We start from the raw sequence: 18,022 nt of genomic DNA, 5'->3' as shown, positions 1-18,022 counted from the left end.
CAGCAACTGCTGGGCTTTTTCGTACACAAGAGTATATGCCTAGGCTCTAACCTGTATGACCAAGAACAAGTTGGTCGACTACACGCATCAACTAGAACAGTAAGCTTCATAATTTGAGGGCAAAACCGGCGCCTTCAAAGTGTGGTAGCGCTTATAACGACCTGGTTTGATGACCTCATCCATATGTATGCTAACGAGTGGGGAAATTGGCAACTTGTTTGCTAAGCCATACATCGTATCTAGCTTGCAAGTGCATGTTTGTTATTATTGAAATCAACAAACTTATCGATCCCCAGCCACAATTGGCTGCCGTCGCTGGCTGCTTGCTGATATGCCCAGGTGGTGATAGCGACCGAACGCTCTACATCTACCGTCATCAATGGAGAAAAGGCATCCAACAACAGTTTGCCATGTTCAATAATGTTTTGCTCATACCAGGCATCTCTGTGCACTTCTGCGGCCAGAAAGGCGCGTTTATTGTTATTGCAACTCCGATGGGCCAGCACAAAGTTATGACCTAAATCGACCGGGTATCGAGACCAGGGTATGAAGTGGTCAACCTCCCCCTGTGACTTGATCGGCTTACCACAATAGAAGCAGTTGCCATGTTGGATCTCTGTCAGGGTTGGAGCCAAGCTTGTCAGTGGTTGGCGGTCACTGCCAAACAAAAACTCATTTAACCCTGCATCCTGGCCAATCAAATGCTGGTTATCCTTTAGATCCCTAATTTTCTGCACCCAGTGCGTACGCGCAAGAGAGATAACCAAGTCATAGAAACGACGCATACAAAACATGATACCCGGGTTTAGACGAATGCTACTGCCGCCGTCATGAGGGTACATAAAACACTCAGCTTTACCCGCCAGTATTTGCAGTCGCCACAGTGGCCCATCTTTAATAATCTGTTTGGCTTTTCTATGAAGCGCACTAATGCTGCCATGCACCTTGATGCCATTGAGGCTGTTAACCCCATCTTGTCGAAGGCCACCCAGTAATTGCAGCATGCCCGCTTGTTTACCTGTGCTTTGTTTGAGTATCTGTGCTTCGTTCTGCCCAATGCCGTAGGGTAGAGAATGACGCCAATAAAGCTCAATGAACTTATCAGCTAACTCATCCAGAGTAATCAAATCAACTTCACTGCCCTGCTCAAGTTCAACGGAGCGGGAAATACAGATATCGGCAATGGCGTGAAGCAAAGCAAACTTATAAGTCGCGACAAAATCGCCCTCTACAAATATCCTTTGCAGGTAGCTGATGAAAGCCAACTGATGCTCGGCAGTAGCTGGTGTCATTGACTCACTCCCGCACATAAACTCCTGTGGCCTTTGCTCAGTACGATTGTTTGCCAGGAAAGAGAACGTCCCAACTGATCCGCCTCTTCATGCGAGACCAAGTAACGCTTTAGTCCAACCGATAAGACCAGGGATTCAAGCTCAGACGCACTGACAGGAAACATCTTCCGGGTATGTATGTCATCTTCTGAAATGGTCAGTCGAAGGCTGATAACCAGCAGGCCGTTGTCAGCAAGCAATTCTGCCAGCCTTATTAGTGCCTTTGGTCTTTGCTCAGCTGGCAGGTGCATCCACACAGCACTAAGCAAAATCACGTTAAAACGACTATCCAAGCCAGTTTCCGAATGCTCAACCGCGGCAAATTCTGGTCCGGCAAGATCTGGCATTGAATCCTGACACCAAGTCACAGCCAGTCCCTGGGTGTGAATCTTACCTAATCTGACTAGCTCATCAGCAGGCTCGACCGCTATAACCTGATTGCCTTGCCTTTCAGTAGCGAAAAAAGCGGCATCTCTACCACTACCAGCGCCGATATCTAATACTCGAAGAGGCCCCTCAAATTCCGGTTGTTGTAATATGCCTAACCAATCCTTATGCACATTTTCGGCGGCCAAACTCTGGTATTGGGCTGCTAATTCTTCAGCGTGGGTATTGTAGTAGTTCAATGAATTCATCACTCTTTATGGAGCAAAATGCAAAGGTGTTGTCGTGTTACAAGCCTTGCACTGCAAGGTATAACTCTCGCCTTTTTTACTGACTCTGGCTTCTTTACTGGCACACACAGGACATGCATTTTTCATCGGCGTGTTGCCACTGCATTCACCGCATTTGACGTAGTAGCCAAACTTGCCCCACTGGTCGACCAAACCTTGATTAGAACCGCAATGCTTGCAGCAAATATTGATGACCAACCCACTATCTTGTTGATTAAGTGGTGATTCTATGAATTCAGTCCCTACTGGAGCAGAAGTAGGTTGAACGGCATCATCGACATCTAGTGCAGCAAATTGTGATTCACTTGCCGTTAGAGCTGGTTCGATGTGGGGTGAATGAGCCTGGACACGCTTATCTTGAGCAAGCAGAAACTGAGCGATGGAAGCCATTTCATCATCACTGAAGGTAGGGCGGGTATCCATAATGTTAATCGCCGACAATGCCAGAAACTTGAGCTTCATGATCTTTTCTAGCTTCTCCACCAGAAACTCGTTTTTGACCATCTGCTCGTTAATGGCTTTGGGAATCGACTCCCTATCAATAATGGCGTTACTTGAGATGGTACAAAGGTTATCCCAACAGCGGCCGCCAAAGCCCTGCTTCACCATCAAAAAACTGGGCAAAATTTCAGTCCGATGCTGGAACAGTAGCTCCTTCAATAACCGCTGCTGTAGTTCGACTTGTTTTATAGGGGATGGCATTCCTCGCCATTGACCTTTATAGCTGCGCTGCCACTCTTGATGCTGATTGACACTGACTTCACCGGTAATGCTTTTCGATTCAATCAGCACAAATCCATAGGGGTACAAAATAAGATGGTCTATCTGGGCATTTTCGCCTTCATAGGAGATCTTAATATCATTGAAGACCATCACCTTAGGGTGATTTTTAAAGGCCCGATTGAGATAAAAAGCAACATCAAACTCTTGCTTATCTCCCGCTCTCGCAGTCTGGTGACTCACCTGACGAGGTGCTTTCTCTTTGATAATCAAAATACTGTCCTTGGCTTTGATTAATGCATCAAGGTTGGCAGTCTAGCATGCCACCATAACAGCGAAATAGACACTTAAAACAGTGTGGTTAAAACTTTCCTCAACCGTGGAAAATTAAGCCCTACAAGCTTCAGTACTTATTCGGCAACTTCGCGGCTTCAATAGCAATCGTTTTTCGGCAGGAAGGAAATGCCGAACACCCCCAAAATTGATTGCCAACCCCGAGTCCTTTTTTGGTGGTTCTGACGACCATAGCCGAGCCCCACTTAGGGAAAGTACGTGCCGATTTACGCTCCAACTTCAGGGACTGCTTTTGTGAACGCCACCAACATGGTGGCGCATTGATGTACTGTGAAAGTGACAAACTAGTTCTAAAAACTATACTTTTGAATAAAATGTGTCAGAGAATTAGATTCTTTCACTATGTCGTGTGGAATTAGCAAATACTTCCAAGGCTTACCACCGTGTTGCACAAGGTATTCACTAGCGTGGTCACACCATTTCACACCGCTGCGAGCTTTTTCGTTGACTTCCTCATTCCAACTGCCATCTTGGTTTTGATGTTGAGTACTTTTGGTTTCAATCATCAATACATAGTCGGCGGTTTCTGCCACGAAATCAGGCACATATTCAGGGTGTTCACTTCCGCGCTTGTAGTACATCTTGAACTGGCCCTTAGCGGGCTTGAACCACTTCTCGCAGTCGCGTTCCAATATCACTGCAAACCGGCGCTCAGTGTCTGAGTCAAACTTTTGCAATGGGTATAAACACCGGCTAAAGCCGCCAAAGAGTATTTGTTTGATTCGGCCTACTTCGCGCACTGTGTCACGATAATTTTGTATCGGCTGGTCTTGCGCAATGGTATAAGCACATTCACGTAAGGTGCTAAAGCCACTGCGTACATCTACGACATACTCAGTCGCCTCTTCAAAGAAATGGTTGTTCAACTGAGCATGAATTAACTTCGCAATCGCATCACTTTGGTTTTGCAGAATATTCTCGACCACATCATCTTCGTTTTCATCTGTCAGCGTATTAACAGCCTGCGTGGCCAAGTCATACAAAAGTTCAGCTTGCTCGTCGTAAGGAATATCGTCGTAGTCGAACAGCTTCTTCAAAATGTAGTTCTGCTTCACCGGCTCGTAGTTACCTGAATCTCCTTCGCCACGAATGGTTTGGTGATTGTCTTGCAGGCTTTGTTGGATCAGCGTTCGGTCGATAGGTTTTAAACCTTTGATTGCAGCAATGTCTAAATCAAACGGATGATAACCGGTGCGCACTTCACCTGATGGTGAAACAATAATACGCGGAATATCTATGGTATTATCCACCGTGAGCTTGGTGACTTGCTCAACAATCGCCGCAATATCCACCGACTCTTCGGTAAATAACTCTCGTTGTTCTTGAGTTAACGCAGCTTTGACCTGTTCGGTGATCTGTGCTTTTACCTCTGTCGTTAACAATGCTTTGCTGGTTGGCGCATCGGTTGGTCGTGTTTGATATTGCTTGATCACATCCAATGCAGCGCGGGCAACGGTTTGTTGGTTCTCCGTGGTATAAGTGGCTTTAGGTTCTTGTACCTCACGGTTACCATCCGCACCAGTTGCGGTTACACCAGAACCAGTGAGATGTTGCTCTAGGTTCGATTTCACCTGCACACTTTGTTTAGTTATATCTTCTTCTGGGCGATCTAATACTCGCGTTTTCAGACGCAGCGGGTTGTTAGGGTCGTTGGCCTCATCAACAATCTCTTGGAACTTGTCATGTGCGACAATGCTTAGCGTATCGACGGCTTCAACACCAGTACGTTTGCCATAAGGTAAACGTAAACCACGACCAATCGACTGTTCAATTAGGGTTCTTGCGTTGGCGGCGCGCAGTGGCACGATAGTGTACAGGTTAGTCACGTCCCAACCTTCTTTCAGCATGTTAACGTGAATAACAATCTCTGTGGGCTCATCGACGTGTTCAACATTCAGCAGTGCTTGAATGGTTTCTTCTTCTTTTTTACTGCTATCAACCTGAATTACTTTGCCACGGTAGCGCCCTTCGAATACGCTTTCAAGCTTACTTAATAGCTCGGCAGCATGAGTGGTATCACGGGCAATCACCAACATAAAAGGCTTAACTAACTTGGCATCGTTTTCATGTGCATAAGTGGTTAAATCCACCTTGGTTTGCTCATGTAAACGAATGCCGTCCATCAATTTAATGGTTTCTAGTTCGTCTTTATCATATTGGCTGGCATCAAAATTACGCTGCGTGACAACGGCGGGTTCTTTAACAAAACCATCATCCATAGCACATGCTAGAGGGTAATCAATCACCACATTTTTAAAGTGCACTGGGCCACGGTTAGATTCGGTAAATGGTGTTGCCGTAAGCTCTAAAGCGAACAAGGGATTCAATTCATTAAGCGTACGCATACCTGCATCTGCACGGTACCGATGTGACTCGTCCATTAGCAGCACTAAGTCAGGTAAGTTTGATAAGTACTCGAAGTAACTTTTACCTAAGGTTTCCGCTAAACGTTTAATTCGAGGGGCTTTGCCACCTCGCACCTCAGTGTTGATTTTAGAAATGTTAAAAACATTCACAGTCACGATTTGCTGGTCACCAAATAAGTCATTAGCTAATTGGGCACCGCTTTGGTTGTAGTTATCCCCTGTAATAACAATCGGAGGCTCTAGCACAAAATCGTTAATGCCTTTAAATACGTACTTAGGTGAAGCGGGGGAAAAGTCATTGATCAGTTTCTCGTAAATGGTCAGGTTTGGTGCCAACACAAAATAATTGCGGATACCGTGAACCTGATACAAATAAGCAATAAAAGCCCCCATCAATCGGGTTTTACCTACACCGGTAGCCAAGGCAAAACACAGTGATGGAAACTCACGCTCAAAGTCACTAAGTTTGGGGAATTGTGCTTTTAAGGTTTCTAATAACTGCGGTACGTCGCGTTTGGAGTTAAGCAGTTTATGCTCCGAAACTCCAATTGCCACAGCCAAAGCACGCAGCGAATCTTGTTGCGGCTGGCGTAAACTTAATCGGCCGATAACGTCGTTAATGGCGCGAAACTGATCAGCTTTTAAGCTTGATAAATCCATGGTCATACTAATTCCTTATAAAATCTATTATTCAGATTCATCTTCATCATCGGTTGCGTCATCCATTAAATTGGTGACATTCAATGAGTAATCATCTCGACCAAACTGGCATTTATCCGAAATAGTTTTCGGTAGCTTTTTGAGGGTTAAGTTAGAAAAACGATCGACCTCACAGCGAAATGCACCGCACATCACCAATAACGTACGATCACTACCCACTTCTTCGGCCAACGCTTCTAACTTGTCGACTGATAGGCTCTGTGTGGTGACATAAATATGATCTGTTTCGGTTGAAAAGCCGTGATCCCACCAATCCACTTCTGATGGCGCATAAGTAAAGCCTTCCAGCTTACAAACAGCCTCGGCGAGCATTTCTGCGTTGTACTCTTTATTGATCACTTCCAATCCAAATTTATCTTTAACAATTAAAGACGGCGCGAGTTTGTAATAGCGGAAGCCGCCACCACCTTGCCAATTCGCTGCCTTGGAAATACCGCTTTGATCTTCACCATCTACCACTTTTTTCAGGCGTGGAATAACATGCGTATGACAATGTTCACCTAACTCAACCATAATCCAACGACGTCCCATTTTATGTGCAACAGCACCTGTTGTGCCTGAACCAGCGAAGGAGTCCAATACAATATCCCCTGGCTTTGTTGTCATCTCAATGCAGCGCTTAATAAGCTTCTCTGGCTTTTTTCCATTTTTAAACGTTACGTCACCTTCTCTCGCGATACCATTCCATGGAATGTCTAACCATAAATTTGTTAGAGGCTTCGCGGGGACAAGCTCACCTTCAACTTCCTTCATTTTGTTTGAGTAAAAATAAATCTGACGCCCGTTAAGAATATAAACATCATCGTAATCATCTCGAGGAAATTTATATACAACTCCTGGATTAGACTTAGACTCATCCCGCATTTCAACGATTGCTCTTCCCGCGGCATTACTTATAGCAGTTGCTTGGTAAACTGAACCCGAGTTTTTGTTTGCAAATTCAGCAACCAATAATTCAAAATCCAGTTTACCTATGGCCTTTCTCGCTGCTCTAGCATCCTCATATCCCCGATTTTTTGCAACTATCTCAACTAGAGAGCAACTTTCCCAATCAGAATAATGCTCTTCAATATTTTTGATATATTTACCATAGGATGTGTCATATTCAGATTTTATATATTGTTGCTCATATTGATAACTCTGCCTATCTCGGCAATACATCAGAATATATTCAGTTTGAGAATACGGAGAAGGGTTAACAGTTTTGTGGCCAGATGGATCAGATGTTTTAACTACCATCATATTAAGGAAGTTTCTTCTCTCAAATACTTCATCCATTAGAATACGAAGGTAAGCCATTTCTTTGTCATCTATTTGAACAAAAATGACCCCTTCTTTATGCAAAAGAGATCTTAGTATTAGCATCCTGTCTTTCATCAGAGACAGCCAAGTTGAGTGTTCTAAACCATCATCATAATGTTCGAATGCTGCGCCAGTGTTATATGGAGGGTCTATATAAATACACTTGACTTTCCCTGCATAATCTTGCTCTAAAGCTTTTAACGCCAAAAGGTTGTCGCCAAAAATCAGTTTATTATCAAAAATGTCGTTGTCTGTAACTTTTTGGCTGGCGTGGTAAGACTTGCTTGAGTCCTCTAATAAAATGCGCGGTTCAAGCTTTTTGCGCTCGTTTTTTCCTATCCAGGTCAGTTCTAATTTGGTTTTACTCATCATTTCTGTGCTCTTATTTTGTGTTCGTTACTTAGCGTTTTTATTCCACCGCAATGACTACGCTGGCTGTGCATGCCGATTAGCAGTTTGGGCGTTTTGCTCTTGCTGGCGATGCGCTTGTTCGGCTAAGTAACTGAATAAATTCTGGTTGTGTGGGTCATTAGGTTGCAGTCGTTGTTTTGCAACAACTGCCGGACTTTCTGCCGAGTTTAAATGGCTGATCCACACCGTTTGCATTAAACGCGCGGTATCCCCCAAGCGTTTGAAGTATGCGTGCGGCGCACTGCCCAATGCTAATACCGTAAAACTATCAAAAAATTGCTGGCGCAGCTCATCAAAGGCGTGGCTGATTAAGCCCTCAAATACGACTTGCTCGGTAACCTCGGGCGCAGTAATAGCGCCTTTAAACTGCGCCATTAATAACGTGGTTATACAGTAAGTAAAATGGCGGCATACCAGTTTTTCGGGGCTTGGATTACTGCGCTCAGCGGCAGTACATAAGCCTTGTATTGCCAAGTAACAGTTCACCGCGTTAATAGCGACGGCCCCCTGTAAATTTGAACTAAAAATGGTTTGGTATTCGTCACTTTCCTGGTTGGTAAACTTACCTGGCTCTGCCTTTAGTTGATAAGGCACGCGTACATCAGCTTGCATACAGGCCAGCGCTTTTGCCAAGGTGTCGATAGTGATGCTGCGAATACCCGCTGCTGCGCTTTGTTGTGGCCGATAGAGGTATTCGACACCAAACATTCTCATCTCTTGGCGCAAGCGTTCTTGGGTATCATCAAGCGCAGCAAAGTTGGCTAAATCGACCGGGTTTTGCAGGTTTCGCGCTTTGGTTACTTGTTTGTGAAATGCATCGTTACCCGTGTTGATAATAGTTACCATAACTTTTGCTTGACTAATATCCGCCGTTGGGTTTTCACGCATAAACTGTGCAGCACTGGCGATGGTTTGTGCACCGTTAACGACAGACAGGCCATCGACTGCAACATGCTTGCTACCTGTGTGGCCTCTAATATTCCCTTTTGGTTTTACTGTATTGCCAACCAGCGTAATGCCATTGTTAAGATAAATAAAATTTTCTGGCTCATGTAAAAGGGTATCTTTAATCGCCTTATTTACACCGCGCCTACCTGCACCAATAAAATAGCGAATATTTTTCTCGTAAAGTTTACGGTCATGAGTAGTGTGCAAAGCAATTAAATCGGTTAGTTTGGCGATACCAAATACGACTTTTCGTGGTTGTTCTTGCACTCGAAACTTATATACGGCGACACGCTCGTTTACCGTATCAACCGCATGTTCACTGCGAAGAGCCTGCTCAATATAGGTGGCAGTGAACTCTTGATAACCAGGTTCGATTTGCTCTTCACCTTCATCAATTAGCTTTTGGATCGCTGGTTGTAGGTAGTTTTGTGCTTGTATGGTAATGCCATTGCCTGTGTATGCGACAAGCAGTTGAATGCTTTCGCACTCATCTAATGCTGTTTCAATATCTGCTTGAAGATTTTGCACATTTTGATTAAAGCGTTGAAATTGCTTGTTTAAAAGTAACTTTACACCCTCAATAAAAGCCTGTGCTTCGCCCAGTTGGAATTGCGCATCTTCCTTCATTTTTGACTGCACTAAGTACAGCGTTTGGTCTGCTTCGTGATAATAGATGGCATCGATACCATGGTCTTCATAGTCGTCCACCACAGCTTTTGCCGCAGTCACTACGTCTAAATCGAATTTTTGCTGAAGTACGAATGCACTAAAAGCCCTAGAAATTTGCTTTTTGGGTTTATCTTCTCGCCCACCTTGCCCAAGCAATGGCGGTAAATGCGGCACAAAACGCTGCTGTAGCAGTTCCGTTAATGGGGCAAGAAATTGTGGTTGTAATGCTGCCAATTTTCAGTTTCCTTATTTTAATTGCCAACTGATCGTAAATAGCGTTGCCACATCAGTTTTCTTATTGAGCTTCTGTTCTAAGGTTTCAATCAAAACCTCACGACGTTCGTCCACCTCATCTTGTCGATCAAACAGTTCTCGCCTACTTTTGTTACGTAGACTTTCGAGTTGTCGTTGTTGTTTCTGTAAACTCAGTTTCTCTTCCAGCGTTGCCACTATTTTGGCCTCTCGACGAACTTGTTTGATCTGCTTATCGAGCTCTTTGATTGATTGCTCAATCCCTTCTTTTAAATCATCAGCCCATGCATCTAGTTTGCTAACTTCCTGCTCAAAAAAACCAAGATTGCGTTCGTTTACTTGTTTTTCTATCGTGTGACGCGCCAGCGTAAACGCGTCAGAGAGAGCCACTTGATAACCAGGGAACTGGTGTTCTAAATCCTGTTCTGTCACTTTACCTTGGGCACTACCGTTAAGCTGCATCAGTTTTTGTGAAACCTCACTTGGCAATACTTCTCCATTTTGGTTCTGAGCAGCAAAGAGCAAGTGGTCCTCACTACGCTCCAATGACTCAACACTAAACCTTTGTAGGCTTAGTACGCCAGAAGAACCAATGTGCGGCTCTAACATGCTGATTTTATTTGGATGATTACTGTAGTCAAAAACTATCTTTGCATCAGGAAGTTTCCGCTCCAACGCCCTATCAATGACCCATTCGCCTATTGGATGGGTAATACGAAGAATATGCGCATGTGGAAGTTTACCTGACTCATCCGTGCTACTTTGTTGGCCACGACGAACTAGTTGGTAAATACCCGCTGGTGCATTGTTGATTGATTGCTTAAGATCTAAGCTATGGTTACTTGCGTTAATCTCTGCTACGTCAGCTAGTTCATGGCAGCTTAGTTGCCAAAACCATCGACCTACTTTGTCTAGCCGCTGCTGAGCAGCATCAAGCTGGATTTTGAGTAAGTCATGAATATCTTCATCAAAGTTCTCAAGCAAAAGTTGCTGGGTTTCACGCATCTTTTGATTTATTTCAGTTTCAAGCTCTTTTTGTAGTTGGTCAAAAGCAGCTTCAATCTCAGCTGGTTGGCGACAAGTTTCATAGATGTGTTGGATACGTTTTTCAAAGTCAATACCCGATTCGATGCTACCTAACACGTCATCAGATGCTCCAAACACACCATCAAATAAGTGAAATTTTTCGGTAAGTAGCTCTAATACACGCTGATCCGCTTGGTTCGCTTCATTTAGAAAGTTGATAACAACAACATCAAACTCCTGGCCATAACGATGGCAGCGACCGATGCGCTGCTCGACTCGTTGTGGGTTCCAAGGCAAATCATAGTTAATGAGTAATGAACAAAACTGTAAGTTCACTCCCTCAGCTGCCGCTTCAGTTGCGATCATCACTTCAGCATGATGGCGAAAATAGTCAATTAGTGCGGTACGCCGGTCTATTTGTGGCGAGCCACTAACCTTATCGCTACCTTGGTTTTCAACAAGCCACTGCTGATAGATTTTGGTCGCCTCCGGGTGATTATTACTGCCATTAAAAGTCACTAGTTTGTCGGCAAATCCATTCACCTCAAGGAATCGAGCTAGGTATTCTTGTGTGCGCTTAGACTCGGTAAAAATGATGACCTTACGAGGTGCCTGCATTTCTTCCATCTTGGCAAAGCCCAGATTCAAAGCGGTAAGCAAGGCTTGGGTCTTGCTGTCTGTAGTGATTGATTTAGCCTGTTCTATGTAGTGATCTAGCTCTACAATTTCGGTATCAAGCAGCTCTAAATCAATGTCTTGTTCAGTAGAAACATTGTGTGCGTCATACATAAACTCACTGTACTCTTCTCCCAAATCATCAGTTTCAACAAGCTCGCTGATAAGATCGAGTTCGGATTTAGCCTGTACTTTTAAGTCAACTAGTCGGCGCTTTATCGTTTCGAGAGTATTAAGTACCGCGTGCGAGCTGGACGCGAGCAGCTTTCTAAGAATTAAGCCTGTTAAGTGACGCTGATTTTTAGGTAGCGCATAGCTTTCTTCTTTTTCTAATAAGGCACTAATGCCTTCATAAAGCTCGATTTCCGCAATAGAAGGAGTAAACGGCACAGTCAACGTTTGTCGTTGGGTGTAGCGGACATATTCAAGGACATCTTTACGCAATGTACGCTGTATGAATCCATTTAGCCGTTGTTTAAGGTGAACTAACGCACTCTCGTTATAAACGAATTGTTGTTTAAAGCTACGCTCATCACCAAAAATCTGATCGTCAATGATGGTTGATAAACCGTACAACTCCATTAGTGAGTTTTGTAGTGGAGTGGCAGTAAGTAATAGCTTCTTACTGCCCTCCAATGCGCGGCGTAACGTTTGTCCCATTTTGTTGCTAACACGGTACGCATTTCGCAACTTATGAGCTTCGTCGATAACCACAATGTCCCATGGCTCTAGCATTAGCTGCGCCTCCATACGCGCAGCATAGTGGTAAGACATAATAGAAATGCATTGATTGGCAAGCGGGTTCACCTGCCCACTATTAACATTTATTCGCCAAGTTTTTGCATCTAGAACCTGAGCAGGCAAGTTAAACTTATCAGCTAATTCTTGTGCCCACTGTCGTCGTAGCGAAGCAGGGCAGATAATCAGAATGCGACGTTTACGCTCTGCCCAGTACTGTGACAATACAAGACCCGCTTCAATTGTTTTCCCCAGTCCCACTTCGTCAGCTAGCACCACACCTTTGCTTAAAGGGTTGTTCAGTGCAAAAAGTGCAGCATGAATTTGGTGCGGGTTGAGATCGACACTCGCATCAAAAAGCGATTGCGACAGCTTATCAACACCATTTTCAGCGTGTCTGATAGTTAACTCATGCGCAAAATATTTCGCGTGGTATGGCGTGATATTGTTAAGCATGCTTTTGGCTCTCTATCCACTTTTCTAAGTCGTCTTTCTTAAAGCGCCAAGAGCCACCGACTTTGAAGCCTGGTAGCTTGCCTTCACTTGCAAGTCGGTACGCCGTTTTTTCTGCAAGCTTCAAGTAAGCAGCCACTTCCTTAAGTGTTAATATTTGGTCATCCATTGCTGAGTGTTTTCTCTAAGCTTCAGTAGATAAATTGAATTAAGGGAGAATATGGGAAAATTGAGGAAGCAACAATGATCTGGATACACAACTTATTACAAGCGACGAAAAAGCGAGCCTTACGGCTCGCTAGTCGTTGATACTCAAGCTCATAATATCAGCATTCAAGCTGGAGTATCGCTTCAGCCAAGTGGTTTTCAGCCGCTTCAATGTAGATGGATGGTGGTAGGCCAAACACCTGCTCAAAGTCATCACTGAAAAGCTCACAAAAGGCTGAAATTTCATCCAGGTAGAGATACAGCACAGCTTTCATCTCATCTCCGGACAGGTACTGGCTTTCAAGTTCAGGCATATCAGCCAGCATAGCTTTGCTGATACTAATCCCTAACTGTTGGCCTTGGCTGTCGCGGTGAAGATAGATGTATCGCCCAAACCCCAGTAGCAAATCCCCTTCATTATTCACTGACGTATCTGCCAGTAGCATTACGGTGTGATGATCCTGCCAGGGGCTTTTGGATGGTCGTTTATATACTCGTATCAATGGATTCATGTTGGCCTCTCCTTACTAATCGCTCTTGTCTATACAAGTGTCCACAGCCGTAAATAAGCTCCCAGTGAGGAAAATCAGGCCTGTTCTAAAAACTGCTCAACAAATCCTAAAGCCATCTCAGGCAAACAATCCTCTTTAGTGATGGCACGCCTCAGTAACATCATCAAGATTTGCTGCTCGATGCCATCATCAGGCTGATCAGCAATCGGCATAGATAGCTCCTTGGCAACGATACAGTGCATGACAAAGAGTGCCTGCTCGAGTTTGGCTAACCGAAATTGATAGGTTGTTTTGCTTTCAGAATCTTTTGCTTGTGTACAGACTTGGGTTGGCATAGTTACCTCCTGTTTAATTGTCTTCAGGAGGTAACTAGGAGGGTAAAAGGCAAATTATTGAGGACTATTAAGCGTTAGCGGCAATCGCAGGTTCACTTCAAAGACGCAGCCCATTGTTTCAACTGCTCCTCTGTCCAGAAAATCTTCCTGCTGTTTTCACGGTTCGGCTCTGGAAACTGCCCCGCTTTAACCATACGCCACAACGTAGTCCGGCCAACAGTTAACATCTTCAGCATATCGGCAACTCGGTAATTCATTTGAAACTCCACATCAGGTAAAAGACATGGGCATCATGAACGATAATTTTTAGCCAACTAATTTCAGATTATGCTGGAGCCTGATTCAACAATACCTTATCAAAGCAAAAAATACGCAAAAGCGTATAACTGAACACCTATACGCAATCGCGTATAGATTACTTTATCAGGTGAAAATTGAACTCAATAACTTGTTCTATCATTCACTGAATACTCAACAGCTCAATCGCAGGTAAGGGCAGGGGAGAAAATGAAAGTCACCACATCAAAGCAACTTAGCAACTATATCCAAGACATCCGTAAGCAAGATGGCATGTCGCAAACCCAAGTCGGCGAACGAGTCGGCTTAAGACAAGCCACCATTTCAAAATTCGAGCAACGTCCAGACAAATCTACTCTAGAAACACTATTCAAGCTGTTATCGGCACTGGAACTAGAACTCGAGCTAAAGCCAAGAAATAACAGTAAGAACCCAAAAGCAGCTGAAAATGCATGGCCGGAAGATTGGTAAACGCTAAGAGACTAAACGAAATTGAAGAGTAACAAGAATAAAAGAGCCATTACTGGTGGCAGTGATGGCTCTCATAAAAGGTATAATTGAAGTGGCTGCCTTACCTACGTGATGCGGCCCACTGTTCGATATCACTCACGAACCAAGCAACGCGATTGTCGCTGAGCTCAACAGATTGGGGAAAAGCACCCTCTAGTATTCGACGTCTGATGGTTGACTCACTCAGGTCGACTAGCACAACAAGGCTATCCATACTGATGAAAAGAGGCTTCATAAGGATTACTCCATTTCGCTGTAAAAGGAGCCTCATGTTGAACCAGCAAAAAAATTTACAAAAAAAGTGATTATGCTTAGACAAGCAGTTTAGACATGCCATATGTTAGGGAGTTGTACACTGCCAAAACAATATCCTCTTGATTTGTATAGATATTTTCCACCTTGGCTCGCGACTACTCAATGTTAAACATCCAGCACAATTTTTGAGTGGTGACTTTGTGGTGACTTGACCTTGAAAAATTTTCACAAAAACAGCTTAAGACACTGTTTATAAATAATTTTAGTTTACCGATGACGAAATAGATCCAGAATATGGAATAAACAAGTTATTCCATTTAAAATAATAAAAAGCCCTGCTCAGCAGGGCTTTTTATTTTCAATCCATATATCAGTGAGTCACTTTTTCTTGTGTTTCACGAATATAAATACAACGCTCGCAGTCGATACCATCTCTGGCGTCATGGAAATAATCAACTACCCGTTTATAGGCTTCTTCTAATTCTTCTTTAGTAACAGCTTCTTTCCAGTTGTGATGGCTGGTGAGCGATATCAAACTTTGGACTTCATTCTTTTTTAAACAGGCTAACGGGCGATAGTTAGTAATAATTAACGGTACAGAGGCGAGTTTTCCAAGGCAGTAATAATAAAGGTCATCAGTCAGTGCGTCGCACTCTTCCTGGGTCACTTCCAGAATGCCTGCATCTACTGCCTGTCTGGTGGCATCACGGATGCACTTGTAGTACCTCTCATCAAGCATACGCAGCAGACGCATCTTCTCCTCGCTGGCAAGCTGCCACACACTGGAGTTATTGGCGATCAGACAGGCAGATACATAGACGGGATCAACCCTGGAGATCTCAAGGCTGATAAGGGTAGGAATGAATACCTGCACCTTTTTCGACAGGTCCGGGTTCTTTGCCAGAAAATGCTCTACATCCCAGGTGATGCTGCGACGCATCAGGGTACAGACCAGTATGTCTTCACGGCTGGAAAAATGCTTATAGAACACCCGTGCAGAGCAGAGGTTTTTCTTGATAATGCTGGTATAGGGAAAAGACAGCACTCCGTGCTCCAAAATCAGCTTTTCTGCTTCCCGCATAATTCCATTGCAGATCTCACGATCCTGCTCGGACTTTTGGCACCCCATAGATAGATCCTTAGTTTGGATACTTTTTCAGTATCGACAACATTTAAACGAGTATTGGTCTGACTTATTTCCCAGTCAACCAATTCAGAGTTTTGAAAGCTGCAACTGTGATTACCGTAGGGGTTTATTTTGCTGATATATTCATTGCTAATTTAATTCATTAATTATGATGAATCTATATTTATAACTCCTACTTTGAATAGTTAAATAAAAACCAGATGTTCGTCATAATTCCAGGATTGATTTTAAATACAGGTAAGCAGGCCTGAACCAAGCCTGCTTTGTCACTTTAAAACCGGGATTAACGCCACTCCACCAGCCCGTAATTCAGGTAGAAAACCTCAGGGTCCTCAGCATCCTGGACATTGAAGTGAACGCAATTTTCACCCCATTTCCAGATACGGGTTTTCAGGGTACTACCGGGATAGATAGACTTGGTTAACCGGGTCTTGAATCGGGTCAAACGCTCTGGCTCACCCGGGATCACCGCTTGAATAATATGGCGACAGGCAACACCTGCTGTACTCACTCCATGCAGATTTGGCTTGGGATGACCAAATTCCTGGGCATACTTCCAATCCACATGCTGGGGATGATCGTCACCGGACAGGCGATAGATCAGCGCCTGATTCAACGGCACCTGCTCAATAATCTCAAAATCCGGCTCCCTGTCGGGGATCTCGACGATATCCACAGGTGCCCTGGGACCACCGAATCCACCGTCATACAAAGCGCAGTCCCAGCTTTCAGTGGTAAACAGCTTCTCACCCGCTTCATTAACAGTTTCACCAATATGCTGAGCCAAACAGCCCCTGCCCTCGCCTCTGTCATACAGGGCTTTGAGCAGCACACTGGTGCTGAGTTTGCCGGTAACAGCCTCTGGAGTCAGAGGTTGATGAATGTGGAAGTCAAAGCCCCAGTGCAAACTGCCACCCCATTCAAAACCATAATCTATGGTCTTGGTGACTTCGCCATCCACTATGGGCATGGCAGCGAACATAGGCAGGACTTTAAGCTGTTTTTCGTAGACATATTGCAGATCAGTCTGGCCATCAAAGCCGGCACCGCAGCCAAGGCCAAACAACATCAAATCACGTGGGGTGTATTCATTGATAAAAGGGCCATAGGTCTGGCCCTGCATTTCCAGTTTCAATGCCATGATCAATCCTTATCAAAAAGCATCAAACAAACCGGACTGTTGCCAAAGGGGGTTTGGAAAAGGGAAGGTCGATAGCAGCCAGTCCGGCGTGCAGGGATCCGGGAGGCGCGGCTCCCGGATCAGTATGGAATTACTTACCCTTCCACACAGGCTCACGCTTCTCAGCGAAGGCAGCCGGGCCTTCCAGCGCATCTTCAGAATGCAGCACAGAAGGATAGTGCTTCAGAGCGCCACTGCGAATATGCTTGTAGCCTTCTTCCACCGACAGTTCGCTGGTCTCGCGGTACACTTCCTTGATGGCAGCCAGCGCCAGAGGGGCACTTTGACCAATCTGCGCAGCCAGTTCACGGGCAGCATCCATCAGCTTGTCGCTTTCAACAACCTGGTTGACCACGCCCCAACGCAACGCTTCCTGCGCATCCATGCCACGGCCAGTCATCATGAGCTCGTTAACAATGGCTGGAGGTAGCAACTTAGGCAGACGCAGCATACCGCCGCTGTCAGGCACGATACCCAGTTTGGCTTCAGGCAGTGCGAAGCTGGCATTTTCAGAGCAAACAATCATGTCCGCAGCCAGTGCCAGTTCGAAACCACCACCGAAGGCATAACCGTTAACCGCAGCAATTACCGGCTTATCCAGATCGAAAATCTCGGTCAGACCGGCAAAACCGCCCGGGCCAAAGTCAGCATCAGGCGCTTCGCCTTCAGCGGCGGCTTTCAAATCCCAACCGGCAGAGAAGAACTTCTCACCACCACCGGTAATAATGGCTACCCGCAGCTCTGGGTCTTCGCGGAACATCAGAAAGACTTCACCCATTTCATAGCTGGTCTTGGCATCAATGGCATTGGCTTTTGGACGATCCAGAACGATCTCCAGAATATGACCATTGCGGGTAACGTGTAACGATTCGCTCATCTTCATTCTCCATAAAGAGTCAGAACTGACTCCATTCACTGTTTTCATTTGCAGACGGGAAAA

The 18,022-nt window shown here is 44.8% G+C and carries 16 protein-coding genes; 1 reads left to right on the top strand and 15 read right to left on the bottom strand.

The window, feature by feature from the left end:
- Positions 1-239: 239 nt before the first annotated feature.
- From ACFOE0_RS22955 to ACFOE0_RS22905, 11 genes are all read right to left on the bottom strand, one after another.
- Positions 240-1,292, bottom strand: a complete 1,053-nt coding sequence (locus tag ACFOE0_RS22955) for an HNH endonuclease (protein ID WP_248937597.1) — start codon at positions 1,290-1,292, stop codon at positions 240-242.
- Positions 1,289-1,966 carry a class I SAM-dependent methyltransferase gene (locus ACFOE0_RS22950; RefSeq protein ID WP_248937596.1) on the bottom strand — a complete coding sequence of 226 codons (678 nt, stop codon included), beginning with the start codon at positions 1,964-1,966 and terminating at the stop codon, positions 1,289-1,291. Before ACFOE0_RS22950 ends, ACFOE0_RS22955 begins: the two co-directional genes overlap by 4 nt.
- A 6-nt stretch (positions 1,967-1,972) precedes the next feature.
- Complete coding sequence (locus tag ACFOE0_RS22945) at positions 1,973-2,998, bottom strand: nuclease-related domain-containing protein (RefSeq protein WP_248937595.1); 1,026 nt, start codon at positions 2,996-2,998, stop codon at positions 1,973-1,975.
- Between the two features lie 371 nt (positions 2,999-3,369).
- Complete coding sequence (locus ACFOE0_RS22940) at positions 3,370-6,111, bottom strand: DEAD/DEAH box helicase (protein WP_248937594.1); 2,742 nt, start codon at positions 6,109-6,111, stop codon at positions 3,370-3,372.
- 21 nt (positions 6,112-6,132) lie between these two features.
- Complete coding sequence (locus tag ACFOE0_RS22935) at positions 6,133-7,839, bottom strand: site-specific DNA-methyltransferase (protein ID WP_380712874.1); 1,707 nt, start codon at positions 7,837-7,839, stop codon at positions 6,133-6,135.
- Positions 7,840-7,893: 54 nt separating this feature from the next.
- Positions 7,894-9,729, bottom strand: a complete 1,836-nt coding sequence (locus ACFOE0_RS22930) for an AIPR family protein (protein ID WP_248937593.1) — start codon at positions 9,727-9,729, stop codon at positions 7,894-7,896.
- A gap of 12 nt (positions 9,730-9,741) precedes the next feature.
- The gene (locus ACFOE0_RS22925; RefSeq protein ID WP_248937592.1) at positions 9,742-12,642 is read right to left on the bottom strand and encodes an SNF2-related protein; all 2,901 of its coding nucleotides are present in this window, start codon (positions 12,640-12,642) and stop codon (positions 9,742-9,744) included.
- The gene (gene mads1, locus ACFOE0_RS22920) at positions 12,635-12,808 is read right to left on the bottom strand and encodes a methylation-associated defense system helix-turn-helix domain-containing protein MAD1 (protein ID WP_031777608.1); all 174 of its coding nucleotides are present in this window, start codon (positions 12,806-12,808) and stop codon (positions 12,635-12,637) included. The genes ACFOE0_RS22925 and mads1 overlap by 8 nt, the downstream gene beginning before the upstream one ends.
- A 157-nt stretch (positions 12,809-12,965) precedes the next feature.
- Positions 12,966-13,358, bottom strand: coding sequence for a hypothetical protein (locus ACFOE0_RS22915; RefSeq protein WP_248937591.1), 393 nt, complete (start codon positions 13,356-13,358; stop codon positions 12,966-12,968).
- Between the two features lie 74 nt (positions 13,359-13,432).
- Complete coding sequence (locus ACFOE0_RS22910; RefSeq protein ID WP_248937590.1) at positions 13,433-13,693, bottom strand: hypothetical protein; 261 nt, start codon at positions 13,691-13,693, stop codon at positions 13,433-13,435.
- Positions 13,694-13,785: 92 nt separating this feature from the next.
- Entirely contained in the window at positions 13,786-13,950 is a 165-nt protein-coding gene (locus tag ACFOE0_RS22905) for a helix-turn-helix transcriptional regulator (RefSeq protein ID WP_248937589.1), read from the bottom strand.
- A gap of 250 nt (positions 13,951-14,200) precedes the next feature.
- Here ACFOE0_RS22905 and ACFOE0_RS22900 point away from each other — a divergent pair, with 250 nt between their 5' ends.
- Positions 14,201-14,461, top strand: a complete 261-nt coding sequence (locus ACFOE0_RS22900) for a helix-turn-helix domain-containing protein (protein ID WP_248937588.1) — start codon at positions 14,201-14,203, stop codon at positions 14,459-14,461.
- Positions 14,462-14,561: 100 nt separating this feature from the next.
- Here the strand turns inward: ACFOE0_RS22900 and ACFOE0_RS22895 are convergent, their stop codons facing one another.
- The 4 genes from ACFOE0_RS22895 to caiD form a co-directional block, all read right to left on the bottom strand.
- On the bottom strand, positions 14,562-14,714 hold the full coding sequence (locus ACFOE0_RS22895) for a helix-turn-helix transcriptional regulator (protein WP_248937636.1): 153 nt from the start codon (positions 14,712-14,714) through the stop codon (positions 14,562-14,564).
- 411 nt (positions 14,715-15,125) lie between these two features.
- Positions 15,126-15,884 (bottom strand): TetR/AcrR family transcriptional regulator, encoded by a 759-nt coding sequence (locus tag ACFOE0_RS22890; RefSeq protein WP_248937587.1) that lies wholly within the window; start codon positions 15,882-15,884, stop codon positions 15,126-15,128.
- Positions 15,885-16,185: 301 nt separating this feature from the next.
- Positions 16,186-17,043, bottom strand: coding sequence for a MaoC/PaaZ C-terminal domain-containing protein (locus ACFOE0_RS22885; protein WP_248937586.1), 858 nt, complete (start codon positions 17,041-17,043; stop codon positions 16,186-16,188).
- Positions 17,044-17,173: 130 nt separating this feature from the next.
- The gene (caiD, locus tag ACFOE0_RS22880) at positions 17,174-17,959 is read right to left on the bottom strand and encodes a crotonobetainyl-CoA hydratase (RefSeq protein ID WP_248937585.1); all 786 of its coding nucleotides are present in this window, start codon (positions 17,957-17,959) and stop codon (positions 17,174-17,176) included.
- Between the last annotated feature and the right edge of the window lie 63 nt (positions 17,960-18,022).

The organism is Shewanella submarina (genome assembly GCF_042646185.1).
Lineage (GTDB): Bacteria > Pseudomonadota > Gammaproteobacteria > Enterobacterales > Shewanellaceae > Shewanella > Shewanella corallii.
Note: the sequence above shows the minus strand (reverse complement) of the source record. Positions and strands in the feature narration are given on the sequence as shown.